The 22966-nt window shown below is 51.3% G+C and carries 21 protein-coding genes; 15 read left to right on the forward strand and 6 right to left on the reverse strand.

Annotation, left to right across the window (positions count from 1 at the left end):
* The 4 genes from B2310_RS07810 to B2310_RS07825 all read left to right on the forward strand — a co-directional run.
* Nucleotides 1-186 (forward strand): class II fructose-bisphosphate aldolase (locus B2310_RS07810; RefSeq protein ID WP_290730279.1); only part of this gene is annotated, 186 nt, incomplete at its 5' end.
* A gap of 119 nt (nucleotides 187-305) precedes the next feature.
* On the forward strand, nucleotides 306-1118 hold the full coding sequence (locus B2310_RS07815; protein WP_290730282.1) for a hypothetical protein: 813 nt from the start codon (nucleotides 306-308) through the stop codon (nucleotides 1116-1118).
* 123 nt (nucleotides 1119-1241) lie between these two features.
* Entirely contained in the window at nucleotides 1242-2039 is a 798-nt protein-coding gene (locus B2310_RS07820; protein ID WP_290730285.1) for a hypothetical protein, read from the forward strand.
* Nucleotides 2040-2135: 96 nt separating this feature from the next.
* Complete coding sequence (locus tag B2310_RS07825; protein ID WP_290730288.1) at nucleotides 2136-2393, forward strand: zinc ribbon domain-containing protein; 258 nt, start codon at nucleotides 2136-2138, stop codon at nucleotides 2391-2393.
* Nucleotides 2394-2395: 2 nt separating this feature from the next.
* On the opposite strand, the gene B2310_RS07830 is transcribed toward B2310_RS07825, so the two are convergent.
* Together B2310_RS07830 and B2310_RS07835 are read right to left on the reverse strand one after the other, a co-directional pair.
* Nucleotides 2396-6373, reverse strand: a complete 3978-nt coding sequence (locus tag B2310_RS07830; RefSeq protein ID WP_290730291.1) for a response regulator — start codon at nucleotides 6371-6373, stop codon at nucleotides 2396-2398.
* Nucleotides 6370-7440 (reverse strand): HD domain-containing phosphohydrolase, encoded by a 1071-nt coding sequence (locus tag B2310_RS07835; protein WP_173381808.1) that lies wholly within the window; start codon nucleotides 7438-7440, stop codon nucleotides 6370-6372. Before B2310_RS07835 ends, B2310_RS07830 begins: the two co-directional genes overlap by 4 nt.
* A 219-nt stretch (nucleotides 7441-7659) precedes the next feature.
* Here B2310_RS07835 and B2310_RS07840 point away from each other — a divergent pair, with 219 nt between their 5' ends.
* The 3 genes from B2310_RS07840 to B2310_RS07850 are packed head-to-tail and all read left to right on the forward strand — an operon-like array spanning nucleotide 7660 to nucleotide 11758.
* Nucleotides 7660-9531 (forward strand): glycoside hydrolase family 43 protein, encoded by a 1872-nt coding sequence (locus B2310_RS07840; protein ID WP_290730293.1) that lies wholly within the window; start codon nucleotides 7660-7662, stop codon nucleotides 9529-9531.
* Between the two features lie 3 nt (nucleotides 9532-9534).
* Nucleotides 9535-10560: a hypothetical protein gene (locus B2310_RS07845; RefSeq protein WP_173381806.1), complete on the forward strand. Its 1026-nt coding sequence runs from the start codon at nucleotides 9535-9537 to the stop codon at nucleotides 10558-10560.
* Nucleotides 10561-10573: 13 nt separating this feature from the next.
* Nucleotides 10574-11758, forward strand: coding sequence for a hypothetical protein (locus B2310_RS07850; RefSeq protein WP_290726598.1), 1185 nt, complete (start codon nucleotides 10574-10576; stop codon nucleotides 11756-11758).
* A gap of 35 nt (nucleotides 11759-11793) precedes the next feature.
* On the opposite strand, the gene B2310_RS07855 is transcribed toward B2310_RS07850, so the two are convergent.
* On the reverse strand, nucleotides 11794-12399 hold the full coding sequence (locus B2310_RS07855; RefSeq protein ID WP_290730298.1) for a thiamine phosphate synthase: 606 nt from the start codon (nucleotides 12397-12399) through the stop codon (nucleotides 11794-11796).
* Nucleotides 12400-12432: 33 nt separating this feature from the next.
* Here B2310_RS07855 and B2310_RS07860 point away from each other — a divergent pair, with 33 nt between their 5' ends.
* The 3 genes from B2310_RS07860 (at nucleotide 12433) to B2310_RS07870 (ending at nucleotide 14468) form a co-directional block, all read left to right on the forward strand.
* Nucleotides 12433-12621 (forward strand): hypothetical protein, encoded by a 189-nt coding sequence (locus tag B2310_RS07860; protein WP_173381811.1) that lies wholly within the window; start codon nucleotides 12433-12435, stop codon nucleotides 12619-12621.
* Nucleotides 12622-12628: 7 nt separating this feature from the next.
* Nucleotides 12629-13801 carry a GTPase HflX gene (gene hflX, locus B2310_RS07865; RefSeq protein WP_290730301.1) on the forward strand — a complete coding sequence of 391 codons (1173 nt, stop codon included), beginning with the start codon at nucleotides 12629-12631 and terminating at the stop codon, nucleotides 13799-13801.
* Between the two features lie 64 nt (nucleotides 13802-13865).
* Nucleotides 13866-14468 (forward strand): phosphatidylglycerophosphatase A family protein, encoded by a 603-nt coding sequence (locus B2310_RS07870; RefSeq protein ID WP_173381813.1) that lies wholly within the window; start codon nucleotides 13866-13868, stop codon nucleotides 14466-14468.
* Here B2310_RS07870 and B2310_RS07875 read toward each other — a convergent pair.
* The 3 genes from B2310_RS07875 to fabF all read right to left on the reverse strand — a co-directional run bounded on the left by B2310_RS07875 (nucleotide 14465) and on the right by fabF (nucleotide 17308).
* Entirely contained in the window at nucleotides 14465-15043 is a 579-nt protein-coding gene (locus B2310_RS07875) for a fibrobacter succinogenes major paralogous domain-containing protein (RefSeq protein ID WP_290730304.1), read from the reverse strand. The genes B2310_RS07870 and B2310_RS07875 overlap by 4 nt on opposite strands.
* Nucleotides 15044-15052: 9 nt before the next feature.
* On the reverse strand, nucleotides 15053-16006 hold the full coding sequence (locus B2310_RS07880) for a DUF2279 domain-containing protein (RefSeq protein WP_290730307.1): 954 nt from the start codon (nucleotides 16004-16006) through the stop codon (nucleotides 15053-15055).
* Nucleotides 16007-16078: 72 nt separating this feature from the next.
* Nucleotides 16079-17308, reverse strand: coding sequence for a beta-ketoacyl-ACP synthase II (gene fabF / locus B2310_RS07885; RefSeq protein ID WP_290730310.1), 1230 nt, complete (start codon nucleotides 17306-17308; stop codon nucleotides 16079-16081).
* A 179-nt stretch (nucleotides 17309-17487) separates the two neighbouring features.
* On the opposite strand from fabF, the gene orn reads away from it, so the two are divergent.
* The 5 genes from orn to B2310_RS07910 form a co-directional block, all read left to right on the forward strand.
* Nucleotides 17488-18033, forward strand: a complete 546-nt coding sequence (gene orn / locus B2310_RS07890; RefSeq protein ID WP_173365658.1) for an oligoribonuclease — start codon at nucleotides 17488-17490, stop codon at nucleotides 18031-18033.
* Between the two features lie 4 nt (nucleotides 18034-18037).
* A complete protein-coding gene (locus B2310_RS07895) occupies nucleotides 18038-19462 on the forward strand; it encodes a penicillin-binding transpeptidase domain-containing protein (protein WP_290730313.1) in 1425 nt (474 codons plus the stop codon).
* A 42-nt stretch (nucleotides 19463-19504) separates the two neighbouring features.
* Nucleotides 19505-20383: a prolipoprotein diacylglyceryl transferase gene (lgt, locus tag B2310_RS07900; RefSeq protein ID WP_290730316.1), complete on the forward strand. Its 879-nt coding sequence runs from the start codon at nucleotides 19505-19507 to the stop codon at nucleotides 20381-20383.
* Between the two features lie 400 nt (nucleotides 20384-20783).
* The gene (gene carA / locus B2310_RS07905; protein ID WP_290730319.1) at nucleotides 20784-21980 is read left to right on the forward strand and encodes a glutamine-hydrolyzing carbamoyl-phosphate synthase small subunit; all 1197 of its coding nucleotides are present in this window, start codon (nucleotides 20784-20786) and stop codon (nucleotides 21978-21980) included.
* Nucleotides 21973-22966 (forward strand): CTP synthase (locus B2310_RS07910; protein ID WP_290730322.1); only part of this gene is annotated, 994 nt, incomplete at its 3' end. The genes carA and B2310_RS07910, both read left to right, overlap by 8 nt.

Genomic DNA, 22966 nt, shown 5'->3' on the forward strand with positions numbered 1-22966 from the left:
GCTGTTTGCAAGATCAACATCGACTCTGACAGCCGTCTCGCCATGACTGCCGCTATCCGTAAGTATTTCGACGAACATCCGGAACACTTCGACCCGCGCCAGTACCTCAAGCCGGCTCGCGAAAACATGCAGAAGATGTACGAACACAAGATCGTCGACGTTCTTGGTTCCAACAACAAGCTGTAATGTTTGATTTGTCATCCTGGAGGTCGCGCAGCGACCGATAGGATCCAAGCCAAAAGCTTAGGACACCTCGGAACATTCCGGGGTGTTTTTTTATATTTAAAGCAAATTAAGGAGTTACCATGTTTTCATTCCGTGCCAGCAATTTTTTCTGTTTGATTCCTGCCGCCATTTTCGCCTTGAATGATGCAGCTTCGGCAAACACGTGTACGGATGCCGTCTATCAGAACCAATCGCCGATGATGTTCAATCGTGAAAGCTTCGTTCGCGTTGATTCTGTTTATATAAACGATGACAGCAGCTCCTGGAAAGGGAAAAAATATATATACAACAATGGAATTATTGAAAAAGTCCGTGCGGATTTCAAGAATGAAAATCATGCACCCGCCTTTTGGATTTTTTACAATGATACCAACGAGACCGTATTGAAGAACGAAGGGTATGAATACATCGTATCTGGAGAAAAAACACAAGATACCTTATTGTATGATATTAAAACGTATTATAAGGGAAAATTTGAATATACTCAATTAATTAAGATTGCTCCAAATTATTTAAGTGAAGAACTAAAAAATTCTTCTTATTCAGAACTATTGGAAATGTTTTTCAGAAACGATTCTCTTATTGATTCAAGAACTGTAAACTATAATACTGATTCTTCAAGAACAGAAGAAAGATTCTATGTTGCGGATCTAGATGATAATTATAAATGTGAACTATACGATGAAGAAAATAATCTTCTATCTACTTTTTTATACAAGCCCGGCGAAAATGGATTCTCTATAATACAATCTAAAGGGGATAATTATACTGAAACCTATTTTATAAATGTAAAACAAAATACAACCTCTATCCGCAAGACTCTCAAACCCGTCAAAATCTCCCCCAGGGCCCGCTACTTCGACCTGCTGGGCCGTTATAAGTACACGAGATAATCCCACATTCTGTCCGCACTGCGGGGGCGATTTCAATAGGATTCAAACAAAAAACGTTGAAACCGTTAGGCACACGCCTGGCGGTTTTTTGTTATATTTAAAGCAAATTAAATAGGAGGAATAATGGAACAACTCAAAAAAAGCGATTTTATCGCCTTGTTTTTTGCTAGTGCATTCGCGATGAGCACCACCGTTTCTGCCAACACTTGCACAGACGCCGTTTTCAAAGAGATTGCTGGTTACTACATGATTGAAGATAGCGGACTCCAATTAGATTCCGTCATCTCGCCAAATTTTTACAATCAAACATACACATACTCCAATGGCAAAGTGAGCAGAAGCCAATTTTTCGAGAAAGAAAGCGGCTCGACCTCCACAATGAATTACTATTGGAACAAGGATGAAAGCACCTTGACAAAACAGGGCATCGAGTATTTCATGAAGGATTCCACCTCAGGAGATACCACATTTATTTTCGAGAATTATTATGTCCAGGGAGTCTTGGGGAACCAAAAGACCATAAAGGTGACAAGTCCGTCCGCAAGCGTTCTGACTAAAGATCTGGATTTCGGTCAAGAAATTTTCGAGGAAATCATCAACAAGGGCGATACCGTGGTCATCAACAGATACTCCGGGAAGGACAATTCGGCATCGCTGTCCAATACAAAATTGTATGTAAGCAGCACGGAAAGCGACAAATGTCTTGAACTGAACAAAAATGGAACAATCGCCAATACGATTACTTACGAGCCCATGAACGACGGCTATTCGTTGTCATTTTATGCCGATGGATTCATAACGATACATTATTATTCAAAAACCGAAGGAACCACCTCTATCCGCAAGACTGTTAAGCCCGTCAAAATCTCTCCCAAGGCACGCTATTTCGATCTGCTCGGCCGTTATAAATTCACGAAATAAACGATGATGCCCGCCTTAGTTCGACATGCTCACTACAAGCCGCGGGCATGACAATGCTATCCTCCATTATCCATCATCCATTATCAATCATCAATTATGTACTGCCCTCACTGCCATTCCGAACTAAAAGACAACGCCACGTTCTGCCCGCATTGCGGGAGCGACGCCAATACCGGCTGGAAAGAAGGCGCAGAATTTACCGACCTCGAAACGCCGGATTACGATGAAATTTTGGAGAATGAATTCGGGACGGACGAATACGGCAACAAGAAGAAAAAGGCGAACCCGTTCGCCATCGCGGCTGCGGTAATTGTGGCGCTCGCGTTTGTCGCTGCAATGGTTCTAGCCCGATAGCCTTACGCGAAGGTTTTCTCTATTTCCTTGATGGTGTCTTCGGCTTCGCTGAACTCGTAGTCGTCAATCTGGTTAACGAGCTTTGTGATCAGGTCATTGACCTGGTCGCTGAATGCGAGATTTTCGACGGAATCCAGAATGCGCTTGCATTGTGTCGATGAACAGGAATCAACGGCCGGTTTCAATTCTTCGAGGGCTTTTTTCAGTTTTTCAACCGCATTCGGATCTGCAACTTTTTGCGCCGGGGTCGCCTGTTCTGTGGCGATATCCTTAAGCACAACCGAGAGATCTTCGATCAATTCGTGGAGCGCTGATTCAAATGCGTTGTATTCGTCAAAATTACGCTGCTTTTGCGATAGGGTGTTTTCTACGGCTGCACCGAGCGATTGGACATGCGTGGAGCCGATGGTTCCGCAAAGACCCTTGATGGTATGGGTAATGCGCGTCGCCTCTTCGAATTTGGACGTCTCAATTTTCTTGCGCAGGTCCAGTCCTGCATAATCGCGAACAAAGCCTTGCAGGATTCTCAAGTAAATGGTCTTGTTGTTGTTCGCATGGTAGAGACCGGAAGATGCATCGAAATTCCTGACCTTGGAGAACTGCGACACAAATATCGAATCGTCTTCGGCCATCTGGTTCTTGCCGGTCGAAACGACTGTCCGCTGTGATTCTGCTTCTTCGGCCGCAACAGGAAGGAACTTGGCCAAGTCCTCGTATAGCAAGGTCGGGTCGATCGGCTTCACGATATAGGAGTTCATACCGACCTCGAAGCATTCTTCCTTGTCTTTCTGGAATGCGCGGGCGCTCATGGCAAGAATCGGGACTTTCTTGAAATACTCCTCTCCCCTGCCTCGGATTTCCTTTGTCGCCGTAATGCCGTCCATCACAGGCATCTGCAGGTCCATAAGCACCAGATCGAAGGAATTCGGTTTCAGAAGGTCGAGCGCTTCCTTGCCGTTGTTCGCAATCATCGTGGTTAGCCCGACAGAATTCAGGAGGGATGTCGCCAGTTCCTGGTTCATCTGGTTGTCCTCCACGAGCAGAACCTTCGCCGGCTTGAAATAAATTTTGCGTTTTTCCTTCTTGACGGCCTTTCGGTAGGTAAGCGTCAGACCTGTGGCTTCTTGCAGGGCGCTGAGCAGCGAACTGATCTGTAGCGGTTTCGCAACGCAACTGTTATAGCCGAGTTTGACAGCCGTATCATGCTCCTGTTCCTCGAAATGGAGCGGGTGCATGAGAATTTTCGGGATGGAACGCATGGATTGCGGGATTCCCTTTGCAAAGTCGAACCCGGTTTCGAGGCCCATCTTGTAGTCGACGAGGAAGATGTCGTAGGGGGCTTCCTTGGCTTCTTCGTGGGCTTGGATAAGGTCGAACGCCTCGGCTGCCGAACAGGCTTCCTCGACCACGCAGTTCAACTTGGAAAGGATATGGCGCAACACGGCGCGAGCGTTTGCGCAATCATCCACCAGCAACACGTTCTTGCCGGCAAACGAATTGACGCTCTTCCATTTCGGCGTGCTCGCCTGGGGCGCTATCGGAATGGTAATCGTGAAGAAGAATCGAGAACCGACGTTCTGTTCGCTTTCGACCTGCATCTGTCCGCCCATGAGTTCCACGAGCGATTTGGAAATGACAAGCCCAAGTCCCGTGCCGCCGTACTTGCGGGTCGTGGAGCCGTCCGCCTGGGTGAAAGCCTTGAATAGCCTCCCCTGCTGTTCGGGCGTCATGCCGATGCCCGTATCCTTCACGCTGAAGGCCAGGCGCACGTTCTTGTCGGTCATGCTTTCGACCTGGACTTTCAAAGTGATGTCGCCTTTCTCGGTGAACTTTGTCGCATTGTTCACGAGGTTCGTGAAAATCTGCGAAAGGCGTAGCGGGTCGCCCATGAGAGTTTCGGGGATATCCGGGTCCACATCGACAATCAATTCGATGGGTCGGCCGGCGATTCGGACTTCGGCAAGCGATGCCACTTCGCTGATGACATCCTGCAAAACAAACTGCGTGACTTCGAGTTCCTGCTTTTTGGCTTCGATTTTCGAGAAGTCGAGGATATTGTTGATGATGCCGAGCAGGGACTTTGCCGCATGGCTGATGCGGTCGACAAAACCGCGCTGGCGCTCGTTCAATTCCGTTTCCGAAATAAGGTGCGCCATGCCGATAATCGCATTCATCGGGGTGCGGATTTCGTGGCTCATGTTGGCGAGGAATTCGCTCTTTGCCTGGGTGGCCTGTTCTGCAATTTCCCGAGCGGCCATGATTTCGGAAATGTCCGTCATCGAGAACATGTAGCCCACGATAGATTCCTGGGCCTTGAGCGTTACGGCTTCGCCGCGGAACCAGATTTCGCTCTGGCCGTTCTTGGACGGCAGCATGAACGAATCCTTCCAGATTTCGCGCTTGTCGAACGCCTCGTTTAATTTTTCCATCACGTTGTCGGGGAAACCGCACGAAGTAAGGTCGTTGAGGGAGAATCCCAACAGGTTCTGCCAGTCCATGCCGAAGATGTCGCCAAGTTGCTTTGACATGTACTTGATATGTCGGCTCCGGTCAAAAATCATGAGCAGGGAGCGGTCGGCCGAAAGCATGATGGTGTCAAGGATGGTGTCTTTCTGGATGCCGCTCGTTTCATCGTTCAACATGAAGAGGTAGCGGATGCTGCCGTCGGCTTCGGAAAGGAACTGGAAGAATATCTTCCACCAGAATTCTTCACCCTTCGAATTCTTGATCATCACCATCGTCTGGCGTTCGCTGGGGTGCAGTTCGCCTCCCATCGCCACGCGGTGTGCAAATTTCTTGAACTGCTCGGACGGAATGTATTTCCAAAGGGTTTCTCCCTTGATATCTTCACCGTCGTTCAAGAAATCGATAATTGTGCTGCTCGCCTGCAGAATGTCGAAGGATTCGTTTGTAAGGATTAGCCTCAGATTCGGGCTCGACAGGAGCGTATCGAAAAGCGAACTGGAACTCACGCTGTCGTTCAAGTCTTTTTCGATGAAATGTTTGAACAGGACTCGGGCGATAAGCCCCGCAAGGAGCATCAGGATGATGACTGCGAGAATGAGCGTCAGCTTGATTCCCTGGAACCGTTCGTTGAACTTTGCGACGACGGAGTTCTGGTGTAGAATGCGCACGACATAATAAGGCGACTTGCTCATGGGCGACATCATGAAGACGAAGCTCTGCCTATGGTTGTTGGTGCGTTCCAGGCGGAGGACTACGCCTTTCCCATACATCATGAGGGAGTCTACGTCGAAATCGCTCGAAACCATGTCGAGAAGCGTGCGAATGCTGTCCAGGTCAATTTTGCCAAGGTTCGTCTGCTCGGGATAATGCTCGATGATGTTGCTGTTGTTGTCGAGCAGGAGGATGATTCCGCCTTCGTTCTTGTCGACGCCGCTACTGAGCGTCTGCTCCAGTTCCTGCGTTTCCACATCTTCGGCCACGACGCCCTTCACATGTTTGCTTTTGTCTCGGATGGCTTTGGAAAGTGTCAGGACTTTCTTGTTGTTCGGTTTGCGGAAATTGGGCCCCGTGATGGCCACAAGCCCGTTGTTTCGCGACGCTTCCAGGTACCAGTCTTTGGTTCTGAATTCAGAAACACCTTTGTCAAGCGTGTTGCCCCGTGCGCTGATGTATTCGCCGTCGGCAGAACCGAAATAGACATCTACATGTTTTTCGTTTCCTTGCAGGTGCTTTTGAAGAATGGACTTTGCGTTCTGCTTGTTGATTCCGGACGCGTTTGATACAAATTTCGAAAAAAGTTCCTGTCGCTTGGAAATGAGCGCCTCGCATGTTTCGACGGTCCGTTTTAGGGCGATTTCGGAGCTGCTGTAGGCTGTAGAAATCAAGGAATTTTCGAGATAGTAGAGAAATGCAAAGACGAGCAATACGGTTGCGATGATAATCGGAATCGTATAGACAAAGGAAATGCGCCAGCTCAGCTTACGGCGCTTTGCGTTTGCGGCACTTCTCGTCAAAATGAATTATCCTTGAACTGTTCGTAGGTTTGGGGGAGCTCGTCTGCGATGCTGATAAATGCATCCACGACATCGGGGTCGAATTGAGTTCCCTTTCCGTTTTGAATTTCCTTGACCGCATACTGGTGCGGATAGGGATCCTTGTAGGGGCGTTTGGATACAAGCGCATCGTAAACATCAGCGACAGCCATGAGCCTTGCACCTACCGGGATTTCGTCTCCCTTGAGCTTGCGCGGGTAGCCCTCCCCGTCCCAGCGTTCGTGGTGCGCCCATGCGATATCGGCAGCAATCTTTACCATCGGATTGTCATGGAGTTCGTGCGTGGCGTTCATGAGAACGTCATAGCCCATCTTGGGATGCTGACTCATGATTTGGCGTTCGCTGTCGTTGAGTTTTCCCGGTTTGCGCAGGATTTCGTCCTCGATGCCGACCTTCCCTATGTCGTGTAGCGGAGCTGCGGTCGCATAGTAGTCGACGTATTCCATGGAAGGAATCGATTCGGCAAATTTGGGGTTCTTCTGGAGAACTTCCGCAAGCCGCTGGACAATGACCTGCGTGCGCTTGATATGCCCGCCCGTTTCGGGATCGCGGAATTCGGCAAGCGAACCGAGGCTTGTAAGCATCACCTTGAGGGTCTTGCGTAAATCGGCCGTTTTTTCGTCGACAAGTTCGTGCAGGTGGTCTCGCTGGCGTTTGTATTCGAGCTGGTTTTTAACACGAAGGAGCACAAGTTGCGGATTGCAGGGCTTGGCGATGTAGTCCACCGCTCCGAGATCGAGGCCGGTCTGTTCGCTGTCGCTGTCGGACTTGGCTGTCAAGAAAAAAACAGGGATATCCTTAAGGTCTTCCTTGGTTCGCATGACGCTTAGCGTTTCGTAACCGTCCATTTCGGGCATCATTACGTCGAGAAGGACAATATCGGGGTGTACTTTTTCGGCAATCGATATACCTTTCTTGCCGTCCTTGGCCACATAGACATCATACTGGGATGATAAAACGCCTTCCAGGATCTCGATATTCGTCTTTGTATCGTCGACAATTAAAATTTTGGCACGGGGTTGTTCCATAAGCCCAAATATATGTTCAAAAAACAAAATAAGACAGCCTGTTTTATTCCAAAGTGGAATAAGGGAAAAAACGTAATGCCTTGACAGGCTTTGTTTTATTACCAAAAACTTACTTTATTATTGCGTTTTACGTTGATAATTTGTAAATACAAAAAACTACGACGGGGATTACGCCAAATTGAATTAAATTATATTAAAGAGCGAAAAAAGGAGTCCAAAATGGCCATGGTTTGGGTAAAAAAGGAAATTTTAGCGCTACTTTTTTGTGCGGGCGCTGTTTCTGCACAAGTCGATGTTACCCCCTTCTGGCGCTCTGTCGACAGCGTTAGCCGGAGCCTGGGCAACTCGGCCAACGACCTGTATACCGACCTCACCCTCCTCGACACCATAAAGCTTGCCGGGGAAACCTTCCCCATCACCTGGAAAAGCAGCGACACGCTATTTTTGGGCCACGACGGCCACGTCAACGGCAGGTTTGTGGGCGAAAACAAGCAAGTGACCCTCACGGCGACTATTCACGACGGCCTGAGCGCAAAGACGCAGGACGTGCCTTTAAAGGTCTCTATCCATGGGTATGAACCCTACTCCAACTACCTTTTCGCGTATTTCCCGGCCAACGACAACGAGAATATCTACTACGCGCTGAGCAACGACGGCTATAGCTTTACCGCCATGAACAACGGAAAGCGCGTGGTGGCCGCCGACACGGTAAGCATCAAGAAGGGGCTCCGCGACCCGCACGTGCTGCGTGCACCCGACGGCTGGTTCTACATGGTGAATACCGACATGAAGAGCGCCGAAGGTTGGGCAAGCAACCGCGGCATGGTGCTTATGCGCTCCCGCGACCTCATCAACTGGGAACACAGCACGGTGCACTTCCCCGATAAATACAAGGGCAAGAACTTCGCGAACGTAACCCGCGTTTGGGCCCCGGAAACGTTCTGGGACGACACCTACGACAACGGCGACGGCACCAAGGGCCGCCCACTCGTGTACTTCTCCCTCCTGACCAACGACGGAACCATCCCCTACGACAAGGTTTTCTACGCCTACTCGAACAAGGACTTCACCGATTTGGAAGGCGAACCGCAGCACTTCTTTGACCGCGGAAAATCGACCATCGACATGGATATCGTCTACAACCCGGTAGACAAGTTCTACCACGCCTTCTACAAGAACGAGGGCGATGGCGGCATCTGCAAGGTGACCGCAAGTTCGCTCATGCCCAAGAGTGGAGCCGCCAGCGGTTCGCAGTGGAGCAAGCCGAGCAAGGCTCTGCAACAGACGACCGAAGCCGTGGAAGGTGCAGGAGTGTTCAAGCTCATCAACCAGAATTCCTGGGTGCTCATGTATGACTGCTACATAAACGGGCATTACCAGTTCACGAGCAGCCCCGACCTCGAAAACTTCAAGTTCGTGCAGGATACCAAGACGAGCGGCGCATTCACGCCCCGCCACGGGACAATCCTCCCGGTTACTGCCGAAGAGACAGCAAAACTCATGAAGGCCTTCCCCACCCCGGACTTTGAACCGCGGGTGATTGAAATTCCCGATTCCATAGGCGTGTGCGACGGGAAGAAGGTTGTTGGCCCCTGCAGCGGCACGAAGATTGTCCCCTACGTGAAGGTAGATGACGGTGGCTGGAACGAAACGCTTGACCTGAAGGTCGCAAAGGGCGCTACGGTGCAGTTCGGCCCGCACCCCTGGGACGGCAAGATTTGGAACTGGGATGGCCCAAACGGATTCAAGTCCACCACCCGCGAAAACACGCTCAAGAACGTAGACGGAGACTTTAGCGGCTACTACACTGTCGTTTACACGAACGAGACCGGATGCAAGAGCCGGGCGAGAATCAAGCTTGTGGTAGATGACCCGGACAAGCCCTATAAGGAACCCGATACCACGACTCGCATCGTCGAACGCAGCCTGAATACCCGCGACCTCGAATTCTCGGGATTACCCGTGCAGACAATTTACTTCACTATCCATGGACAGGTTCTTGAAGGAAAACCGCAAGTGCAAGGTCTATATATTCGAAAAGAATTGTTTGAAAACGGGACATCGAAAATTTCAAAGATTAGCGTAAGGTAAAAGATGATTTGCCCCAAATGCAAGCGAAAATACGAAGACGACATGCCCAAGTGCCTCTGGTGCGATGCACCGAACCCGAACTACGGAGCGGAAGATACACCGGAAAACGAAACCGAACCTGAAATCAAGCCCGAAATTAAGGCTGAAACGCCCAAGCCCGAAACAGAACCCGCAAAAGGACACCTCCATCACAACTCAAAGGAGCCCGGCCTTAAAATATTCTGGCTAGCACTCCTTCTCGGTTTTACCGGTTTACACTGTACTAACAGCGGCAGAACCCTTCGCGGTGCACTTTACCTGGTTTTCGGCGGACTGTTTTACAAAATGGTCTACCTCATCTTTCAACATAACGGAATCGCGATTCCTGCCGCGGTATGCGCTGTCGCCTTTGCCTGCAGCGCTGTCATTGTATTCCTTTTCCTGAAGGACTTGTGGAAAATCTCACTCGGCAAGTACAGGAACCGAAAGACGGGGAAAAAATACGAGTCCAAATCATGGATGCCCGCATTGGCTCTCATTTTCACAATTTCCCACGTCGTGATGTTGAATTATAACGGATATACCACCTATGAGATTGTATGGAACAACGGTGAACGAGTTACCGCCAAGATGAAACTGGCAGTCGAAGACTACATGCTTGCCCAAAAGAATTATTTTGAACAGAGCGGCAAAATCGGCGACGTAAAGGAAATCCGCTACATGAGCGGATTCGTCAAATGGAACGGACAATTCCTATACAGAATGGACGGGAAAGGTCTTGAAGTCACGTACATGTCGAATTACCACTGCCCGTACAACACTATATGGCAAATTCTCCCAGTCATCCACAACGGCACGCTCGATTGGGAAATCAATCTCCCCGAAAACAGCCGGTGCAACGAATTTGCGCACCAACTCGTGAGCCTCAAGGAATCCCTGAGCAACGTGCCCAAGGAATCAGAGCCCGCCGCAAGCACGCCCGAGCTTGATAAAGGCGTTGACGGGGTCGGCGTAGTTCCAGATACCACCCAACAGGAAAAAAACAAGTAACGGATACATCACGATGAATAAAATATTTATTTCAATTTTAATGCTCGTCTTTGGCTTCAGCCAAGCTCAGAATCAGGCTGCATATATTATCGATGCTCTTCGCGGAGATTCTGTCACCGTCTATGAAATTGCGAAAGAAAAAAATAAAAAAGACAAGAAGGAAACATACAAGCTCGGCAAAAAGGCTTTTGCACTCGCCAATGGGACTATAGTCCACATCAACAAAAAAGACACGACTTTAAACTACTTATCCGAAAAAATCGGCAAAGACAAAAGCCGCAATGCAAGTTTTGCAACCGTCACCATTGATGGGAAAAAATATTTCATTGTAGCCGATGCTCTTATGTTCGGGGATAACCCGGAAGACGCAGTGGACTTCGTCAACAAGCACAAAAACATGCACACCCCTATTTGCCGATTCTTTTATTCGACAACTCCGTTCATCGCTATTATTATTTTACTTGTAATCTTTTTGACATCAGCGTTTTTAGCGGACTTAGCTCCTTTTACAATTGTAGCTGTACTATCACTGCTTGGTGCCGTTTCTCTTGAGATTGTTGGCATTTACAATCTGGGCACGGACATTCTCTGGTGGCTTGATACAGATGCTTTGGGATGGGGCATGCTCATCTTGTTGCTGCTATGTTTCTTGATAGCTGTTATAATTCAGATTTGCGGAATGAGCATATTTAAGAATAGAATAAACACATCCGATGAACCGGGAGCCGAGCTTATTGTCTGGAGGCCGATTATTTTTACAATTATTGCCATAGTAATTGCTTCTGCAGCCCTTTTGTTGGGAGGGATGAAAATAACGCCACAGCAAATGACCATAAATGTCGGATTTGCCATTTCAGGCATAACGGTTCTCATTGGAATGATTACCACGGTTATCGGCAACAGCAAAGTCATAGGTAAACTTTCAGGATTCGTTTTCTCGCTCTTTGCAATAATTTGGTGTGTCGGTGTCGCATGTTCAATTGTACTGTTCATCATTGGCTTTTTAAAGGTCTTCTTGCAAATGATTATCATGGCTGTTGCCGGCGCTTTCGGCATGTTCGTTCTTAGCAAGGCCCAAACATCCACTCCACCCATGCGATTCGAATATATAGATGCACATGGCGGGAGACACAACAACGAGATAGACTGTAATGCGGCAAACCGCAGAATTGCGGAACAAGAAGAAAACGGCTTCTAATCGAAGCAAGGATTAAAAAAAAATGGAATACGAATCTAACGCCCAACGATTCGATGTAACTTAATAAATGCGTTGACGGGGTCGGCGTAGTTCCAGATACCACCCAGCACAGAGATTCCCTGTAAGGGCAATTCCTTAATTTGAGCCAAATTCTCGTGGTCAATGCCCCCAAAGGCGATGACCTGCTGGTTCTTGTCCTTTAATTTGTCCGCCAGGTTCACAAAATCGACCGTTTCGACCGGTTCATAGACGGATTGGGGCTGGAAAACAGGGCCAATCAGTGCGCCAGCCACCCATTCGGGAAGCGATTCCAGCTGTTCAAGGCTGCGGCATAGCGCGACGCAATTGATACGTTTCCAGCGTTCGGGAATTTCGCCTGCGAGCACAGAGGCATCGATGACGCAGCCGCGCACTTCGAGGCGTTCGGCCATGTCGGGAGTTCCTCGGATCCAGATGCGGTCGCGGTATTCCATCGGAAGCGCCATAAGCCAGCGTTCGTAATCGCCTTCGCTTGCGTTTGGGGATCCCGCCCTTCCCCGCTTCCAGAGGATCAGGCGCGAAAGGCCACGCTTGAACATCTCCTCGATGTCGTCGAACTCGGAGGTAAAATCGTCAGGGGATGTCGTAAGCCACAGCCGCATGTGCGACAATATAGAATTTGTTATATTCTGCACATGGCCGATTTGAACGACAAAAAACTTGAATCCGGCGGAACTTCCGCGAACCAGCAGGGCATCCAGCCCGCTGCGTCGCAAAATGTAGATTCCGCGGACTTCGCGAAACTCGCCGATGCCACATCCTCCGAAGGAAGCAGCATCAACAGCGAGGACTACTGGTTCCTGAAACTGAACGGGAACTGCTAAAGGCGCAATGAGAGAACCCGCAGAACATAAACAGGAAAAAGAACGCTGCATCCTCGTGGGGATTTCGACACCCAAGGTGCGCCCGTGGCTTGTCTCCGAACAGATTGCCGAACTGGGCCGCCTTGCCGAGACTGCAGGGGCGATTGTCACGCGCAGCTTCTTACAGCGCGTTCAGAACTTTAGCCCGGCGACCCTCATCGGCGAAGGCAAGGTGAACGAGGTCAAGCGCGCCCTCGAAGAAGACAACGCGAAGATGGTCGTATTTGATGACGACCTCTCCGGCTCGCAGGTCCGTAACCTGGAGCAGCGCCTGCCCGGAATAAAGGTGCTCGACCGTACGGGCCTCATTCTCGATATTTTTGCAAAGCATGCCATAACCGCAGAAAGCCGCCTGATGGTGGAAGTCGCGCAGTTGCAATACATGATGCCGCGGCTCACCGGTGCGTGGACGCACCTATGCCGCCAGCACAACGGCGGCATCGGCACCAAGGGGCCGGGTGAGACGCAGCTGGAAACAGACCGCCGCATGATCCGCAAGCGCATCCAGGAACTCAAGAAGAAGCTCGAAAAAATCGAGGAGGCGCGCGAAAGCCAGGCCGAAAACAGGAACGACATTTTCCACGTGGGTATCGTCGGCTATACGAACGCGGGCAAGTCGACCCTCACAAACCGTCTGACCGGCGCGGACGTGTATGTAGAAGACAAGCTGTTCGCCACCCTCGATAGTACCACGCGAAAGCTTTATCTCGATGGCGAAAACATCATCCTAAGCGATACCGTGGGCTTTATCCGCAAGCTCCCCCACAACCTCATCGAGACTTTCAAGAGCACCCTCGGGGTGGCAGCGCATGCCGACTGCATTCTGGAAGTTGTAGACGGGAGTGCGCCGGATTACCGTGAACACCTGGAAGTGACGCACAAGACGCTCGAAGGCATCATCAGCAAAGACACTCCGCGCATCCGCGTGTTCAACAAGGCGGAAATCTGCGACGAGGCGCGCCGCACCGAGCTCTTGCAGAACTATCCCGAAGCCATCCAGGTAAGCGCCCGCGAAAACATCGGCATGGAGCGCCTGCGCGACGCATTCAAGACGCAGCTTGCCGCCTGGAAAAAGAAGCGCGAAGCACATGAAGAAGCCGAAAAGAAAAGGGCAGAAATGCCGTGGCCACCGGAGGGATGATTCACTCCGTTCAGAATGACGAACAACTAATGACCATTGACTATTGACCAAGAACTAATAATCCATGAACAAGGAAGAACTGAAAGAAAAATACGGGAAGAAGCGCGTACCGCACGAATGGCGCAAGACGGACTGGTTTACCACGCTCATCGTGACATTCTTCGGTTCGGGAATGAGCCCGAAGGCTCCCGGCACCATGGGAAGCCTCGCCGCGGCGATAGTCGCCTACCCCATGGCAGTTCTGGCATGCAGACTGTTCGAATTTGAATCCTATGTATTCATTGGTGGCGAAATATTCGGCCTGTTTATAAACCTGTTTTTCCTGGCCGCCGCCCTTATTGTGTTCTTTGCCTCAATCCCCTTCGTGAACAAGGCGATGAAGGATACCGGCACCGAAGATCCGGGCTGGATTGTCATCGACGAAGTCTGCGGCATCTTTATGGCGCTCGCCTTTTTACCCAGCAACTTGATTGTCGAATACCCCTTCTTCCTGGCCATTGCGTTCGGGCTGTTCCGTTTCTTCGATATCCTCAAACCGCTTGGAATTCACAAGTTCGAAAAATTTCCTGGAGCCTGGGGCGTGATGGCGGATGACCTGTTGGGGGGCCTCTATGCAGCTATCCTGCTCTGGCTCGGAACAATGATTGCCTTTCTCTTAAGTTTCTAGTAGTCCTTGAGGCAGCGCACGGAATACATGTTGCTGCTCACGTCGAATTCCATCCTGAAATCGCCTGGGGGTTCGAGATGCCAGCCGTAGGCATCTCCGTCTTCGGTCGTAGAACTCCAGAAATGCGCGGAGACACCCAGTTCCACAAATTCGTCGGTCGCCTTGCCCGCAGGTACTATGTCGAACCCGTAACGGTCGCTGCCATCCCACTTGTCGCGGGATTTTAAACTCATCCAGGCGGCTTCCTTGCCGTCGCTATCCTCGATAAACGTGCGGAAGCGTTTCCATTCGTCGTTCTCGGGCAGGTGCCAGCCTGCAGGACAAGCCTTGTTTGCCATCTCGAAATTGTAAAGCCGGCCGTACTTTGCGCAGTTCTCGTTCTTGTTGTCGTAGCAGGCGCTCCCCTTCACGTTGTACGCGAGGTTTTCCGCCATCCATATGCGGCTCCCGATAACAACCGTCCTGTAGGTCTTGCCGTCACGGCTGTCGCGGAACGAGCCCGTCTGAGGCAGGGCAATCGCGAATGTCGCGCAAAGTAAAAGCGAAATGCAGGCAACTTTAGGGATGCAATTCACGCGAACCTCCTAGAACTTTATCGGATAGAGTAAATACCAGTTAAATTCCGGATAAACTTGGATGGCCGGGGCGGGCAGCTTGAAGTAGTTCAGGTACTTGATGAGTGTGCGTGCCCAACGGCTCTGCGGGCGGAACGCTTCCAGGTCATAATCAAGCGCCAAGTAGACTTCGCGGTGCCTGTCCTTGTCTGGAGCATGGTAGTCCATCGCCGTTTCGTCGATGCTCAGGCCCGCAGCAAAGGCTAGCCAGCTCGGATAATACTTCCGTGCACCAGCAGGCAGCAGGCGGTAGGGCTTGAACGATGCCCAGAATGTCTGGTTCACATAGTCATCGGTAAAGACGGCTTCGCCACGGTGAGTTGTCTTGTCGTAAAAATACGTAGAATTTATCCAGTAACTCCACTTAAGATCTACGTACTTGAATATAGGTACATAGCGTTCCGCCATTGGCAAGAAACCGCCGAGGGTTCCCGACAGCACGTCAAAAATGCTGAACCCCCATGCAGGCGAATATCCATCCTTCACATCGATTGCGATATGCGTCGCCATCGCGGAAAGGCCTGCATACAAATAGGACTGGAATTCCGAAAGGCCTGACCAACGGTATCCTTCATAGAAAGTTTCACCGAGAACCACGCCAGCCGCAAAATGGCCAAATTTATCCAGATTCAGCGCATACTTGAAATCGTTTTCAAAGTGAAAATGGCTAGAATCATTGTCCCACCAACCCTTCGCAAACACGAACACGTAGGCCGCCGCATACGAAGAAAGAGCAAGTCCGCCGACAGTTCCCACCTTCCACCACGAAATTTCCGACTTGATATCGACGGAATCCTCGCTACGGTAATCCCATGTGGAATCGCGCCAAGTAGGCGGATCATAAGGGGCCGCCTGCGTGGACTGCACAAGGCAAACCAGCAAAATAGCCACAATTGCGAGGGATTTTGGAAAGGAAAACTTCACTTTATTAAAGATAGAAAAGGAAAACCCCGCCTGAAGGCAGGGTTTTCTCGCAAAGTTGCATATAGCCAACAATTAGTCGCGGGCCAAGAGAAGCACGCTGTTCTGGCCACCGAAGCCGAAGCCATCGGACAGGGCGTACTTGAAGTTGTGGCTCGTGTTCTTGTTCGCGCAAACATCGAGGTGGATGCGTTCGTCCTGGTTGAATACGTTCGTCGTGGCATGGATCATCTGGTTCTGCAGCGACTTCACCGTGATGATGGCCTCGAGGGCACCGGCTGCGCCGAGGGCGTGGCCGATCATGCACTTGGAGGAGTTGATCTTCAGGGAATCGGAAGCACCGAACACCTTCTCGAGAGCGGAGCATTCAGCCACGTCGCCGAGCGGGGTGGATGTACCGTGGGTGTTCACGTAGCCCACTTCCTTCGGGGAAATGCCGGCATCGCGGAGCGCCATCTCGATTGCGAGACGCACGCCCTCGCCGTCTTCACGCGGAGCGGACATGTGGTGGGCATCGGCGCTCATGCCGACTGCAGCGACGCGGGCAAGGATGTTCGCGCCGCGCTTCTTGGCGTGAGAGAGGCTTTCGAGCACGAGAATGCCGGAGCCCTCGCCCATCACGAAGCCGTCGCGGTCCTTGTCGAACGGACGGGAAGCCGTTGCCGGATCGTCATTGCGCTTGCTCAAGGCATGCATGTTGGTAAAGCCGGCCAGGGCGAGCGGGTTCACCGTCTCGTCGGTACCGCCGGCCAGCATGATGTCGGCACGGCCAAGACGGATGGCGTCAAAGGCGGCTGCGATAGAATGGTTGGAGGTTGCGCAAGCAGAAACCACGGCGAAGCAGGGGCCCATCCAGCCGGTGCGGTTGGAAACTTCGCCGGCGGGCATGTTGGTAATCGACATCGGGATGAAGAACGGAGAAACACGGTTCGGGCCACGGGTGCCCCAGGTAACCGCGTTGTCGGTGTAAGTGTTCATACCGCCGATACCGGCACCGATAATCACGCCAGAGCGGGACGGATCTTCGGCTTTCGGATCGATTCCTGCATTCTTCAAGGCCTGGAAAGCGGAATAGACTGCATATTGGATGCACTTCGAGAACCTGGACTGGTCGCGAGCGCTGAAGAATTCGGAACCGTCGAATTCCTTGACCGCAGCCGCAATTTGGACCGGCAAAGCGGAAACATCGAACCTGTCGATTTTTGCGACGCCGGACTTGCCCTGCAGAAGGCTGTCCCAGAGGATGTCGGGAGAATTGCCAAGGGCCGAAACACAGCCCATACCAGTGATAACTACTTCTTCCATAGTGTGTTCCTGTATAACAAATTAACGAGGCCGAATATAGCAAATAATTTTCTTACAATAAAGTGTTTTATTTCTCATTGGGGGCATTGCTTGACGAATTACAAAAATAGGTGGACAAATGGCATAAAAAAAAGTATGTGAGACGCCTTGTTCACACAAAAAACTAAATTTAATGCGGTATGACAAAAAAGAAAAGTTCTAGAAACCTGGTCTGGATGGACCTGGAAATGTCCGGTCTTGACCCTGAAAAGGACGTTATCCTCGAAATAGCCACCATCGTCACCGATGCGGAACTCAACATCCTAGCCGAAGGGCCCGTCGTCGCCATACACCAGAGCGAAAATGTGTTTGAATCGATGGATGAATGGAACTCCTCGCACCACACTGCAAGCGGACTCGTGGACCGTTGCCGCCATTCCAGGTATTCCGTCTCCGATGCCGAGAAAGTGACTCTCGACTTTATCAAGCCCTTTACCGAAAAGACAAAGAACGTGCTGTGCGGCAATTCCATCACGCAGGACAGGCGTTTCCTGTATAAATATATGCCCGAAATATCGAACTGGCTATGCTACAGGAATATAGATGTCAGTTCCATCAAGGAACTCTCGTTCCGCTGGTACCCTCAGCTTGCCGAATTCCAGAAGGAAAAACGCCACGAGGCCCTGAACGACATCCGCGAAAGCATCGCCGAACTCGCCTACTACCGTAAGACCATTTTCAAGTAAATCGATGAAATATTACTACGACCCCCAGAATCGACTTCCCTACAAGAAAAGATTACGAAACCGTTGCATCGCTATCGCCATTTTTGTTGCAGCCTGCGCCCTGATTGGCTCGTGCATATTCAAGAACGACGAAAAGGCGACGCAACCGAGAGGATTCGTCGTAAACGGCAATGATCTTACGGCGACATCCAAAGAATGGATCAAGGACACACTCCGTGTGGATTCTTCCATCATCGATTCGCTCAAGGAAGCGCACCGAGCAATCAAGGTGAAGGATCCATTAACCGAATCCGCTGCCAAATCTTTGATAATAGGCGACGCAAGGGCTACGACGGAGGCCGCTCCGGAAGCAAGCAATTCTACTGCCATCGATACAGCGGGGACGTCGATACCCGAAAACGATCTTGTAGATTCAGTGCATATCAAGAAGCAGAAGGACCTGTTCCTCGCCCAGAAAATCGACAACATGCTCCGGCGTTTCAAGCCCATGTACGGAGTCGTCCTTGTCGTAGATCCCAAGAGCAACGAGATTATCGCCTGGGGTGAAACGAAGGATTACAAGGTCCAGAACGAGCCGGATTTTTTCGTGAAGAACACCTTCCCTGCCGCATCGCTTGCAAAGACGATTACCATTGCCGCCGCCATGGACGCAAACCGTTACTCGCTCAACACGCCCGTCCCGATGCTCGGGGCCAGTCACACGCTCTACAAGCGGCAACTGCGCGTCCCCGAAAACTATCATGGCACAACCATCAGCCTCGCCGACGCCTACGCGAAATCCGCGAACCCACCCCTGGCGCTCATTGGCATGGACATCGGTGCAAAGCGCCTCCGCGAAGCGGCCAGGAACCTCGGCTACAACATGAACTTCCCCGGCGGGATTCCCGGAAAGTCTTCGTACGCACCGCCCGACACGGGATACGGGCTTGCCGAGGCTAGCTGCGGCTTTACGGAAGCGACAACCCTCACCCCGCTCCTTGCGGCCGCACAGGTCCGTTCCATCCTTACCAAGAAACCGCTCGAAATTCCATGGGCAGAAAACATCGCCCCCTACGCGCCCAAGAGCCGTATCGCGCTCGACGTGAAAAAATTTAACGAAAACACCTACTACGGGTTGCGCATGGCGATGATTCGCTCCATCACGAACGGGACCGCCAGGAAACAGATTTCGACGCGCAACATGGCCCGCAAGAATTTTGCGGCTCTCGATATCGGCGGAAAGACCGGCTCGCTCGATGGCCAGGATCCCCACGGTCGCTACGAGTGGTTCATGGGGTTCGCTCAGTCGAAGGAAAACCCGGACAAGGCCGTCGTCGTGGTCGTGATGCAGGTGCACGACCTGCAGGGCTACCGTTCGCAGCCGGCAACGCAGGTTGCCGCGATGATTATGAATTATTGGGCGCATCAGAACCTTTGGCCCCAAAAATAACCTGCTTACTATACTAGATTTTAAATAAAAGATGAGGATTTTATGGAACCTACCTGGTGGAATTTGATACCGACCTACTTTGACGGAATCGCATTTACAATACCGCTCCTCAATTTTCAGGTTCACTGGTACGGCGTGATGTATATTTTCGCATTCTTCACCGCCTACTTAACCATGTGGAAAATCAACTCGAAGGAAAACCTCGGATACACCAAGGAACAGTTCGACAACCTGTTCATGTGGGCAATCGCGGGAATCCTCATCGGGGCGCGCCTCGGCTACGTTTTCTTCTACAAGCCGGGCTACTACCTCGCCAACCCGACCGAAATACTCATCCCGATGACTCACGACGCCCTCGGTTGGCATTTTACGGGAATTGCAGGCATGAGCTACCACGGGGGACTCATTGTCGGCTTGATCTTTGTTGTCATTGGTATGAAACGTAACAAGATGGACGTGTGGAAAACCCTGAACCTTTGCTTTTTGGCGGCCCCCCTCGCCTACACCTGGGGCCGTTACGGCAACTTCATCAATGGTGAACTTTTCGGTGAAGTTACCACCAGCGGCATCGGCATGTATTTCCCGCTTGCACACGACAGTCCTGTCACGAACCCGATTCTGCACCACCCGAGCCAGCTCTACGAGATGCTTTTCGAAGGAGTCATCCTGTTTGCGGTTCTCTACAACCTGAGACGCATTCCGCTGCTCAAGGACAAGATGCCCTGCCTCTACCTGATGGGCTACGGCTTGTTCCGGTTCTTCATCGAGTTTTTCCGCAGGCCCGATGCGCACCTCGGACGCGTCGACCTGTTCGGCATGAGTCGTGGGCAGACTCTCTGCAGCCTGATGATTATTACTGGGCTTGTGTGGTTGATTGTCTTGATTTATAGGCAAAAGAAGCTCACACAAAAAGCTAATTAAAAAGCGCGACTTCCGCCTTTTTGTGTTTTACATTTTTTGTAATGCACATTTGCATTTTGGAAAGAAAATGTAAAAGATTCGGCGTTTTCGGGCAAAATTCGCGAAAATTTTTCTCTTTTTATACCTTACCAGCGTATTTTGATTATGCTAATTTTTGGTTCCGATGAAAAGGAATATTGAACATCGGATTTTTCTTACCCCCGTTTTTAATCGTCTTTATCGTTTGGCAAAAGCTTCTGGCTTTTGCCTTTATTTTTATCCATACAAAGGAGATCCCCACCTTGGTGGCCATGCGCACTAAACAACAAGTTGTTAAGTGCTGTCCGCCCGCCTACGCGGGGATGACAATAAAAAGGGCTGGTTTAATACACAAGTTTAACACTGCTTATGCGAGTAAACTATGAACAATAAATTCAACTGGAAAGCGAAACGCGAGAAGAAAGCGTTCTTGGCACTGGCGGATGGCGCCGTGTTCCACGGGTATGCCTTTGGAGAGGCTACCGATACCGTCGGCGAAGCGGTGTTCAACACCGGCATGGCGGGCTACAAGCAGATTTTGACGGACCCCTCCTACGCGGGACAGTTCGTTGTGTTCACCACGGCCGAAGTGGGCGCGTACGCCGCAAACCTCGAGAAGTCCGAATCGCGCGACGTGTTCCTGAATGGTATTGTCGTGAACTCGCTGGATGACGTGAGCAAGGAAATCGGCGAAGAGAGCCTGCACGACTACATGCTCGCCCACAAGAAGCCGGGCATCGCGGGTGTGGATACGCGCGCCCTTACGCTCCACCTGCGTGAACACGGGGCTCAGAAAGCCTACCTGCACGTAGACGGCTCCGACATGAATGAAGCCGACGCGATCGCAAAGGCAAAAGCCTGGGAAGGCCTCGACGGCCAGGATTACGCCAGCAAGGTCAGCGACCCGAAGGGTTACGAGTTCAGCACCGAAGGCGACCTGAACGTTGTCGCGCTTGATTTCGGAATCAAGACGAACATCTTGAGAAATCTCGCCGCGCAGAACATGAAGGTGACGGTGCTTCCGATCAATGCCACCTACGAACAAATTATGGCGAAGAATCCGGACGGCGTTTTCCTCTCGAACGGCCCTGCCGACCCGAATAGCCTCCCGCAAGTAGCGGCTGTCGTGAAGCAGCTTTTGGGCAAGGTCCCGCTGATGGGCATCTGCCTCGGTAACCAGCTTTTGGGTCTTGCTCTCGGCGCGAAAGTTTCCAAACTCAAGTTCGGCCATCACGGCTGCAACCATCCGGTGAAAAACTTGAAGACCGGCGCCGTGGAAATCACGAGCCAGAACCACAACTACGCCATCGAAGAATCGACCCTCCCCGCGAATGTGGAAGTCACGCACATCAACCTGAACGACAACACGGTTGAAGGCATCCGTCACAAGGAACTCCCCGCGTTCAGCGTGCAGTACCACCCGGAATCCGCTCCAGGTCCGAACGATTCCTACTACCTGTTCGGTGAATTCAGACAAATGATTTTTGACTTTAAATCTGGAAAGAACGGTGCGGGCAAGGATTGCGCTTGTATGAATGGCTCGGGCAAGGAATGCGCCGGGGAGGTGAAAAATGGCTAAGGCAACTGCAAAGAAACAGACCAAGTACATCTTTATTACCGGCGGCGTGGTCAGCTCCCTCGGTAAGGGAATCACCTCCGCATCGCTGGCGCTGCTTCTCAAGAGCCGCGGCTACAAGGTGTTCATGCAAAAGCTCGACCCGTACCTGAACGTGGACCCGGGTACCATGAGCCCTTACCAGCACGGCGAAGTTTTCGTGACCGACGACGGCTACGAAACCGACCTAGATTTGGGCCACTACGAACGTTTCGCAGGCGTGCAGTGCTCCAAGGCTTCGAGCTACACTTCGGGTCGCATCTATTCCTCCGTGCTTTCCAAGGAACGCGCGGGCAAGTACCTCGGCGGCACCGTGCAGGTCATCCCGCACATCACCAACGAAATCAAGGACGCCTTCCGCTCTGCAGCCGAAAGCGGTGCCGACATCGTGCTCTGCGAAATCGGCGGAGTCGCTGGCGACATCGAATCGCTCCCCTTCTTGGAAGCAGCAAGACAGTTCCGCTTCGAAGTCGGCGTGGAAAACACCTGCTTTGTCCACCTGGTTTTGGTGCCTTACCTCAAGGCCGCCGGTGAACTCAAGACAAAACCTTCGCAGCACTCGGTTGCCGAACTCCGCAACATCGGTATTTTCCCGGACATTCTCGTGTGCCGTACCGAAATGACGATCCCGCAGGATCACCTGGACAAGCTCGCGCTCTTCTGCAACGTAAAACCCGAATGCGTCATCGAAGAAAAGGACGTGACGGATTCTGTATACGCCGTGCCCCGCGAACTTTCCAAGCAGGAGCTCGACCTCCGCGTGCTTGAACAGCTCCATCTGAGCGTACACCCCATCATCCACTCCGAATGGGACAAGCTCGTCAAGAAGGCAACCCAACCGAAGTACGAATGCACCATCGCGCTGGTGGGCAAGTACATCGCCATCCGCGACGCCTACAAGTCCGTGCACGAAGCCTTGCAGCATGCCGGCATGGAACACAACGCCAAGG

It is taken from the genome of Fibrobacter sp. UBA3629, from assembly GCF_002374005.1.
GTDB lineage: Bacteria > Fibrobacterota > Fibrobacteria > Fibrobacterales > Fibrobacteraceae > Fibrobacter.

Coding starts and splice junctions, on each gene's coding strand:
- B2310_RS07815 (WP_290730282.1), top strand. CDS start 306: ATGTTTTCATTCCGTGCCAGCAATTTTTTCTGTTTGATTCCTGCCGCC.
- B2310_RS07820 (WP_290730285.1), top strand. CDS start 1,242: ATGGAACAACTCAAAAAAAGCGATTTTATCGCCTTGTTTTTTGCTAGT.
- B2310_RS07825 (WP_290730288.1), top strand. CDS start 2,136: ATGTACTGCCCTCACTGCCATTCCGAACTAAAAGACAACGCCACGTTC.
- B2310_RS07835 (WP_173381808.1), bottom strand. CDS start 7,440: ATGGAACAACCCCGTGCCAAAATTTTAATTGTCGACGATACAAAGACG.
- B2310_RS07840 (WP_290730293.1), top strand. CDS start 7,660: ATGGCCATGGTTTGGGTAAAAAAGGAAATTTTAGCGCTACTTTTTTGT.
- B2310_RS07845 (WP_173381806.1), top strand. CDS start 9,535: ATGATTTGCCCCAAATGCAAGCGAAAATACGAAGACGACATGCCCAAG.
- B2310_RS07850 (WP_290726598.1), top strand. CDS start 10,574: ATGAATAAAATATTTATTTCAATTTTAATGCTCGTCTTTGGCTTCAGC.
- B2310_RS07855 (WP_290730298.1), bottom strand. CDS start 12,399: ATGCGGCTGTGGCTTACGACATCCCCTGACGATTTTACCTCCGAGTTC.
- B2310_RS07860 (WP_173381811.1), top strand. CDS start 12,433: ATGGCCGATTTGAACGACAAAAAACTTGAATCCGGCGGAACTTCCGCG.
- hflX (WP_290730301.1), top strand. CDS start 12,629: ATGAGAGAACCCGCAGAACATAAACAGGAAAAAGAACGCTGCATCCTC.
- B2310_RS07870 (WP_173381813.1), top strand. CDS start 13,866: ATGAACAAGGAAGAACTGAAAGAAAAATACGGGAAGAAGCGCGTACCG.
- fabF (WP_290730310.1), bottom strand. CDS start 17,308: ATGGAAGAAGTAGTTATCACTGGTATGGGCTGTGTTTCGGCCCTTGGC.
- orn (WP_173365658.1), top strand. CDS start 17,488: ATGACAAAAAAGAAAAGTTCTAGAAACCTGGTCTGGATGGACCTGGAA.
- B2310_RS07895 (WP_290730313.1), top strand. CDS start 18,038: ATGAAATATTACTACGACCCCCAGAATCGACTTCCCTACAAGAAAAGA.
- lgt (WP_290730316.1), top strand. CDS start 19,505: ATGGAACCTACCTGGTGGAATTTGATACCGACCTACTTTGACGGAATC.
- carA (WP_290730319.1), top strand. CDS start 20,784: ATGAACAATAAATTCAACTGGAAAGCGAAACGCGAGAAGAAAGCGTTC.